Source organism: uncultured Brevundimonas sp. (genome assembly GCF_947305955.1).
In the GTDB taxonomy this organism is placed as follows: Bacteria; Pseudomonadota; Alphaproteobacteria; order Caulobacterales; family Caulobacteraceae; genus Brevundimonas.
Map to the genome: position 1 here is coordinate 21696 of NZ_CAMZFB010000039.1, position 7921 is coordinate 29616.

Genomic DNA, 7921 nt, shown 5'->3' on the forward strand with positions numbered 1-7921 from the left:
GTCACCTCAGATTGGCAAGGAAGTCGATACGATGCTCGACCCAACACCGGCAGTTGATGCGTTCCGCAGCCGGGGCCGAGGGATCGCCCGGAAACAGCAACTCAGCACCCGAAGGCGTCTTGAACTTCTCGTTAAGCCCCACACTGTCGGAGTGCAGGAAGCGGTGGCTCTCGCGCACCCGCGTATCGACCGCACAGCGCCAGACGCGGCGGACTTGATTGGCCTTAACCTTGCCCGCGTCGATAGCCTGCAAAAGCGCCTCGTGCTGGGCCTGATGCAGCGCGGTCATAGCCTCGGTGCGGCTCAGCGTTTCAGCCCTCAGCGCCAACAGACGGCGCTCATAGGCAATCGTGGCCTTGCGGATGGTTTCTGGGGGGACCGGTTCACCGTTGGCCAAGGCCTTCTCGATGGACCGGTCAAATCTCTTGTCGCGTCGTGCGCGGTTTAGGTAGCTGTTGAGCGAGGCAGGGTCGCCCGCCTCAAGCTCTGCCTGTGCATTGACCACATAGCCCGCCTGAGCATTGGTCAAGCCCAGCACGCCACCGACGCGCTTGCCGGTGGAACGATCGGTCGCTCCAACAAGGCGGGTGACGGTCGAGGTCGGGTTGGCACCGCGCTCCATGGCGCCCGTCAGCACCGTTCGGACAGCCTCGCGCTGGTCTTGCACGATCTGCTGCACCAGTTCAGACGAATGATCTCGCAGCCATGCCTCGGCACGGGGGTTTCGGGCGCTGAATACGATGTCGGCCGCAATGGCTTCTGCAGCCTTACCGCCTGCGATGTAGGTGGCCCGAAGGCTCTCCAGCATGTCCTCATAGGCCGCTTCGGACACCCGCAGGGCTTCCAGCACGGCTTCGAGGTCATTGGCCTGAATGGCGACCATCAGGCGCTGTCTGTCAGCAGCAGAGCGCATGGCATCGACCGAGCGCAAGAATGCGTCGGCTACCTCGCGCCCGTACCGCTCCAGCAAGGCCTCATAGACCTTCTGGCGCGTTCCTTGGGCCATCGTCAGTCCTTCAGGATTTCAACCGCTTGCTGCGCTGCGCTGTGGCAGTTGTCGATGTAGGCATCCGCAATATCGCGGGCCTTGTCACGCAGGGCATCGACCTCTTCGCGCCCCGCTCCGCGCAACACAGCCGCCTGCACGGCCTGACCGGTAGAGATCAGTTCCATCAAGGCGGCAGAGGCGAGCGCGTTGGGGCTGCTCATAGACGGGCTTGCACTTCCCACATAATCACAACACCGCCCGGTGAAAGCGGCTTGACGCTGACAATAGCATGACTTTCGCCCGCAATCACAATCTGGTCTTGCGTGGTGGGGGTTTGAGCCATGTGCGAGACCAGAACGCGCTTGTCTCCGCTTTGGATGCGCGTGCCGTCGATCTCGAAGTTTCGATAGGCCTGCACGACGATCTGGCAGTCATGGTCGGCCGTGGTTTCGGTCGGGTTGTAGCCGGTGCCCGCCGTGACCTTACGGAGCACTGCAGCCTGTCCATAGCGGGCGATCATCGACGTTGCAGTCGCCTGTGCCCTTTGGTGAAAGCTCATGAGCGCATAGACGAGCCGAACAGGGCCGTTCCCGCATTGTCAGGGTGATAGAGGCCAGCCAGCAGGTCCTTCACCTTCAGCAGCACCGGCCGCACATCGGCAGGGTCATTGCCGCCATCGGCGTAGGTCACCGAGATCGGGCCGACCGTCTCTTGTTTGACGCGCTGGGCGGGGATCATCTGCGGATCCATGCTGCCCGGCTGTTCAAGCTCCTGGGCGGCAATGATGATGCAGGCGTGTTTCACCTCGACGGGGATTTCATCGTCTGCGATGGGCTCGCCTTCGCGGTCGGTGACACCGGTACGAGGCCACGCCTGTGTCTGGTCGCGGCCACCGGTGCGTTTGCCTATCCAGTTATAAGCACCGGACAGGTGCGAGGTCGCACGACGCAGCGCGGCCTCTTTGGCATCAGGCGGGCTGTCGGGAGCCGTGGCCCATGCCGTCAGCCCTTGGGCCGCAGCATAGGCGTTCGCCTCTTCCAGCGTAGCAAAGCTGTCTGCGGTTGCAGGGTCAACGGATAGGGCCATGACTGCCTCAGTCGAAGGTTTCTTGGATGGTCTTCGCCAGCTCTTCGCTCAGCGGCGGCGCGGTGATTTCCGGCTCCGGGGCCTTGTCCAGCTGCTCGACCTCAACGCCGAGCGCCTCGTAGGCTTCGCGGATGTTGGGCCAGTCACCGACGATGTAGACCTTGCTCACGCCATGGCGCGGCGTAGTGAAAAAGCGGGGGTTCGAGTAGGCGCGGCCCGTAACGAAGTCGCTGTCCTGCTGCGAGTAGATAATCTCAAAGCCCTTTGCGGCGGGCAGGTCTTGCTTTTCGGGGGCCTTTGCGGCCTTGACCTTGTGGGCGCGTGCCATGTGTTTCTCTCTGCTGGAAGGGTGGGGGGGGGAGGCCGAAACCTCCCCCCATGGTCATCAGGCCTTGCCGATGGCGATGACGCCCGCGGTGTGCTTGACGCTGGTGGCGATGCGATCCCAGTTGGAACCGGTCGCAATCTCGGCGTCGGTCGGGGACTTGCCGCCGTTGGCGGTGTCCCAAGCATAGCCCTTCAGGCCGAGGCCGAAGGTGTAGTCCACTTGCAGGGTGGTCTCGATGCGCTGCTTGCCGTTGCGGGTGTCGATGTTCGAGATGATGTCGCCACCATCGTGAACAATCGCAGCACCCTCGGCCAGCGACAGCACGCGGTCCTTGCCAGCGGTTGCCGGAGAGGTCACCGGTGCGGTGTAAAGCGCCGGAGCGTCGGTGACGATGACCGCCTTGCCCAGCACGTCCAGAACGCGGACGGAGCCTGCGTTGTAGAGGCCTTGAGCATTGGCGAGGTTCTGGCCGATCAGCTTGTGATACATCGCACCGGTCATGACCTGAGCCACAAGGTTGCTCGACGCGTCACCGAACAGCGCGTGGCTGTTGTTCAGGGCCGACTGAGTGATCTCGTTCTTGCCAGCCGACAGGGCCGACACATCGAACTTGCTGTCAGCAGCCACCGACAGAGCGGCCACCAGGGCGGCAATCGCGGTGTTGAGCTGATCCTTCAGCATGGCCTCGGCGAAGTTGCGCGAGATGACCTCGACACCCTCGGCGGTCGGCTTGTTCAGCCACGTCAGCTGCGACGGCTCGAACACAACCGGGCCAAAGCCACCGGCGACCTTGACCGAGTTGTGTTGCAGCTGGGTCAGGTCGGTCGGCGATGCCGACGAGTTGGTGGCGTAGCGGTCGACGCGGCGTTGCGCTGCGTGCAGCGAGGCGAAGAAGCTCTCTTGCAGGAAGTCACCGCCAAAGCCATCGGTCGTCAGGCGGATCGCGCCGTTCGAGGCTTCGTTGAACTTCTCGACCATCTGAGCAAGCGTCTCGATGATGGCCGGTTGGTAGGTGTCATTGAACACCTTCATGTGCGACAGGGACATGGGTCCTTATCCTTATGTTGTTGGTTTGTCTCGGGGTTTTGGGAGGGCTATCCCGGCCCTGATTGCCCGCCTCGATCCCCGAGACGCGGCTGCGGCACTGTCCTAGGAGGACTGGCCGAGTTTCTGGGCGAAGTAGGCTCGGCGCTCTTCTCGCGTTCCGCCCACGTCAGCCTTGTTCTTGCCTCCAGACACATCGACTTGCTTGCCGGTGCCGGAGTGACCCGAACCATCGAAGGCGCGGGCAAAGGTTTCAGATTGGCGCATCTCAGCGACCAGTTGGTCGAGGGTCATGGCCCCGCCTTGGTTGTCGCCAATGCGCTCATTTCCATTGGCGTCCACAACACGCACGGCAAACTCGCCGGTTTCGGTCTCGATGACCTTGGTGTGCTGCAGGACGTGCGGCAGGAGCAGCTCGACCGAGCCCTTGGCGTTGGCCAGCGCCGCGGTCGCTTGGGCTTGACGGACCAGTTTATCCACCGTGGCTTCAAGCTTGCTATTGCGCTCTTTCAGCGGGGCAATCTCTTTGCCGTGGGCCTCAACCAGCTGGGCTTTCGCGGCCTCAAACTTGGTGTTGGCAATCTTGTCAGCTTCCTTGGTCGGGTCGAGCTTCTTCAGCTCTTCCAGTTCGGCCAAGGCTGCGCGGGCGCGGTCAGGGTCGAGGTCCTTGTATTTGACCACATCGGCCTCAAGCTGCTTACGAGAGCCGCGTTCGGTCTCCAGCGCCTTCTTCAGCCCGCCCACGTCCTCCAGCGAGTAACCACCCACCGGCTCGACGTTGAGGATGAACTTGCCATCCTTCTCGGCATAAAAACCACGGACGGCCTCAGGGGCGTCGTCCAGCTTATCCAACACGGCCTTGAGGCTCATGCTTGCTCCTTCCCGGATTATGTGCGCTTCCCGCGCTAGGTCAGGCTTCAGGATCACCCCTCAGCCATTCAGTCGTTGGCTCGCCCAGAAGCTCGGCAGTCCAGCCGCTCATGGATTTCGCCCGCCCTCGCATGTGATGCAGGGATTGAAGCCAGCCGCGCTTGTGGGGCTCTGCGCCTGCCCACGCGATGGCATCGAAAAAGTGAGAACAGGGAGCCATCGGCACCCCGCAAAGAACCGCCCGATCAGCGCCCATCTCAGTGAGTGCGACCTTCAAGGCGAAGTGGCCGGAAGAGCCTGTGTCCTCTTGCCCGTCAAAGCGATACGGCACAAAGCCCGTAAAGCATGGCAGGTCGCCGAACTCGCGCTCGGCCTCCTCGTGACCATAGACGTTGAGCGGTCGAGGCAGCCCGGCACAAGTACGCCGCTCCAGCCACATAGCCAAACGGTCGGCATGAAGCGACACCGCCGCATCCAGCCTTCCCGGCCAGACCGAGGCCGCGTCGTTGCAGGCCACCACCACGTCATAGGAGCCAAGCTGCAAGGCCCGCTCCACATCCCGCCAGAGCCCTTCACCGCCCCCTAAAACGAGGGCCGTCTTCATTGGGCACCCGCGGCGGCCTTCAGGTCGTCCTCGGTGTCCTCGTCGGGCGCTTCGCTCGCCAGCAGCACCTCTTCTGTGTCGGCGTCGAAGTCGGCACCCAGCACGCCACGGCGCTTGCATTCAGCCCAATAGGTCTTGCGGCTGATGTCACCCTTGGCCCGCATGGCCGTCAGCGCATTGATGCTGTTCTCGTCGCCAATCGTCAGGTCGATGTCGTCAAGGTTCCACACCAGTTCCGGCTCGACGGCTTCGCTAAGCCACATGGCCGTGAACTTCAGGCACTGCTCGAGCATATCCTTCAGCGACAGCGCCCACGCCTGAATGACCGAGGTAGCCTTCTGGCTGGAGTAAGCCGCCGCCACAGCCGTGATACCCGTCGTGGCGATCAAGGGCTGTCGGCCAAGCTCGCGCATCTGGCCTTCGATAGTCTCGACCTGCTTGGCGAGGAAGGTCAGGCTAGTGCCGTTCGGCTCGATGATGCTCCAGTCGCCCGACGTGCCCGTCTCGCCATGCGGCGGGGCGTAGAGCACGGCTTGCGGTCCCACAGGGGCGGCAATCGGTTTGCCGTCAGCACCGATAGGCGGGTTGATGCCCTTGCCCACCAGCATCGGGTAGCCCGTCAGATCGGAGATGCTCTTCAGCTTCGCTTCGGCCTGATAGTGCTCCACCTGAAGCTCTGCCACCGGCTTGAACGGCGGGATGATCTCCCAGCCGCCATCTTTGCGCTCTCCAGTGATGAAGGGCACCAGCGAGATGACACCAATCGTGATTGGGCCACTGTCGATCTCTGTCCACGTTGCCTTGCGAGCGCGACCAGCAGCAGACTTTTCCATCAGTCGGAAGATGGCAGGGCCATAGCCGATATGTTTGCCGTCGCCGTCCGTCAGGGGCTCACGCTCAAGGACACGGATGCGCTCGACAGCCACTTCGTTGTAGCCGTCGCGGCGCACGCCGTCCTCTCGGATGCGGGCATGAACGACCTGCTCTTCACCGTCCACCGTGTCGGTATAGACGGCCAGCATACGCTCAGCAGGGATGCGCACCCAATACGGGCGAAGGCGCTGGGCCTTTTCCTCAGCCACAGACAGAGGCTTGCCATCGGTGCGGGGCTGCGCGCGAGAATAGTCCACCCACACCCAGTCAATGCCCTTAGCGAGGCCCGCCGAGAACACAGCCTTGGCGAACACGTCCAGACGGTTGCCGCGAGCGTCGATGTTCTCAGCCAGCGCCCTGATGGTCTCGCTCGTGCCGTCCTTAAGGGTAATCTCCTCGGCGAACGGCTTGCTCGCCAGCGTCTCGATCATGTCGCCGAAGATGTTGGTGAACTTGGCGTGCTTGCGGCGGATCTCGTAACGCTCAAGGCTTTCGCCGTCGAACCGCGGAAGATACGTCTCGCCGCCCTTACGCATGGCCTCGGTGCCGCCCATGATGGCTGCAACCGTGTCCCAATAGGGCTTCATCGCGTCATAGGCAGAGGACGTGGTGTCAGGTGCGGACAAATGCCCCTCCTAGTATCTGCCGAACAGCGCGACGGGCGCTCCTCCCTTGATGAGAGGCGCGAGCGCATAGCGAACCGCGTCGGGCGCGTGGTTGTTGGCGTCTTCGAGGTCGGGCAGAATGTCACCCGCCTTGTTGACCTTGTGGCTGTAGAGCCGAAAATCCCGCACCGTGTTCTTGCAGCGCGGGTGAATGACGATCTCGCGGAAGCCGCGCAGAAAGCGGACACCCTCCATCACGCTATTGGGCCACTTCTTCACCGGCTCCATGAGCGGCAGTCCGTGGCGCTTGGCGTAGCTGATTGTCTTGGGCTCCGAACTGTCGGCCCGCGTGACGTATTTGGCGAAGTCGGGGATGCGGGCCGTGATGAACGCCGCCATCCCGTCGATCTCTACCTCGGTGCCGTAGGCCTCGTGCTCGATGAACACCCGTTCGTCATGCACCCAGACACGAACAGCAGCCAGAGGATCGGGCCTAAAGCCGAAGTCTGTGCCTTGGTATGGCCCATCCCAGCCCTCGGCTGGCGTGAAGTCCTCGACCCGCACCTTGCCGTTGAAGACGTGGCGCTCGGAGTTGACCAGATAGGCCCCCTCCCAGACGTGTGCATAGGTCGCCGGATCAAGTCGTTGCTCCTCGCGGGCTCGCAGCTTCTCCATGCCTTGCGGGAAAAACGGGTTGTCCGACCAGTTGACCTCTTCGACCAGAGCATTGCTCGGCGGGCGCTGGCGAAAGCGAGCATCTACCGGACTGCCTTCGTCCCGTGGGTTCCAGATCGGCCATAGCTCGGCGCGGGGCTGACGAAACACCGTCGCCTCCAAGGCCAGCCAGCTTTCCTCCGGCACGTCCTCGGACTCTTCGACGATGGTCAGGTCGATCTTGGCGAGCGACTTGATGGACTGGGTGTTGCGCCGCAGCCCGCGAAAGATGAACTCGGTCCCGTTCGCGCCGCGCAGGTAGTCTCGGCCAACGTCGTAATGGCTCTCCAGCCACGGCACCGCTGATATGGCCGCCTTCAACTCCGCGTGGAAGCTCTCAGGGATGCTGGCTTGAAACTCTCGCACGCAAAGCACGCGCAGCGGTTCAGCATACCCCCAGATTGCCGCCATCTGCGCAGCTGCAAACGACTTGCCAGAACCACGCCCGCCGTAGCTCGCCCGATACTGGATGCGCTCACCGTTCGGGAGCAGTGCCCCTCTAGGCTTGCTGTAGAGCCTCGCCAGCTTCGGCGGCAGCTTGATCCTTGCTGTCGTCATCCGTTGCTGCCTCGATAATGATGCGCGAGGGCTTGGGCACCATCGAACCGTCCGAGGACGAGTGATCCAGAGACTGCTTGGCTTTGCCGAAGCCCCTGTCGAACAGCTCCTTGATCGCTGCCACCCTCGCTGCCTCGCTCTCGGCGCTCGTTGCCAGCCGAGCCAGTTCCGTCATGGCCTTCTCAGCGTGGACCTGTGCCAGCGCCCTGATGTCTGCCGTCGCCTTGTTGGGCGTGCCCTTCCTGCGACCG

The 7921-nt window shown here is 62.8% G+C and carries 11 protein-coding genes; all 11 read right to left on the bottom strand.

All coding sequences use genetic code 11. The annotated features are described in order from the left end of the window. Position 1: 1 nt before the first annotated feature. Positions 2-1006 carry a phage minor head protein gene (locus tag Q0Y42_RS10425; protein ID WP_297803409.1) on the bottom strand — a complete coding sequence of 335 codons (1005 nt, stop codon included), beginning with the start codon at positions 1004-1006 and terminating at the stop codon, positions 2-4. 2 nt (positions 1007-1008) lie between these two features. Next, complete coding sequence (locus Q0Y42_RS10430; protein WP_297803411.1) at positions 1009-1209, bottom strand: hypothetical protein; 201 nt, start codon at positions 1207-1209, stop codon at positions 1009-1011. After that, on the bottom strand, positions 1206-1547 hold the full coding sequence (locus Q0Y42_RS10435; RefSeq protein WP_297803413.1) for a hypothetical protein: 342 nt from the start codon (positions 1545-1547) through the stop codon (positions 1206-1208). The genes Q0Y42_RS10430 and Q0Y42_RS10435 overlap by 4 nt, the downstream gene beginning before the upstream one ends. After that, a complete protein-coding gene (locus tag Q0Y42_RS10440) occupies positions 1544-2074 on the bottom strand; it encodes a DnaT-like ssDNA-binding protein (RefSeq protein WP_297803414.1) in 531 nt (176 codons plus the stop codon). The genes Q0Y42_RS10435 and Q0Y42_RS10440 overlap by 4 nt, the downstream gene beginning before the upstream one ends. 7 nt (positions 2075-2081) lie before the next feature. Further along, positions 2082-2402 (bottom strand): hypothetical protein, encoded by a 321-nt coding sequence (locus tag Q0Y42_RS10445; RefSeq protein WP_297803416.1) that lies wholly within the window; start codon positions 2400-2402, stop codon positions 2082-2084. A 57-nt stretch (positions 2403-2459) separates the two neighbouring features. Next, positions 2460-3449 carry a major capsid protein gene (locus Q0Y42_RS10450; protein ID WP_297803418.1) on the bottom strand — a complete coding sequence of 330 codons (990 nt, stop codon included), beginning with the start codon at positions 3447-3449 and terminating at the stop codon, positions 2460-2462. A 102-nt stretch (positions 3450-3551) separates the two neighbouring features. Continuing rightward, positions 3552-4316: a hypothetical protein gene (locus Q0Y42_RS10455; RefSeq protein ID WP_297803420.1), complete on the bottom strand. Its 765-nt coding sequence runs from the start codon at positions 4314-4316 to the stop codon at positions 3552-3554. Positions 4317-4356: 40 nt separating this feature from the next. Continuing rightward, positions 4357-4920: a hypothetical protein gene (locus Q0Y42_RS10460; RefSeq protein WP_297803422.1), complete on the bottom strand. Its 564-nt coding sequence runs from the start codon at positions 4918-4920 to the stop codon at positions 4357-4359. Further along, positions 4917-6419, bottom strand: a complete 1503-nt coding sequence (locus Q0Y42_RS10465) for a DUF4055 domain-containing protein (RefSeq protein WP_297803425.1) — start codon at positions 6417-6419, stop codon at positions 4917-4919. Before Q0Y42_RS10465 ends, Q0Y42_RS10460 begins: the two co-directional genes overlap by 4 nt. Before the next feature lie 9 nt (positions 6420-6428). Beyond that, a complete protein-coding gene (locus tag Q0Y42_RS10470; protein WP_297803427.1) occupies positions 6429-7670 on the bottom strand; it encodes a phage terminase large subunit in 1242 nt (413 codons plus the stop codon). Further along, positions 7612-7921 (bottom strand): hypothetical protein (locus tag Q0Y42_RS10475; RefSeq protein WP_297803429.1); only part of this gene is annotated, 310 nt, incomplete at its 5' end. The genes Q0Y42_RS10475 and Q0Y42_RS10470, both read right to left, overlap by 59 nt.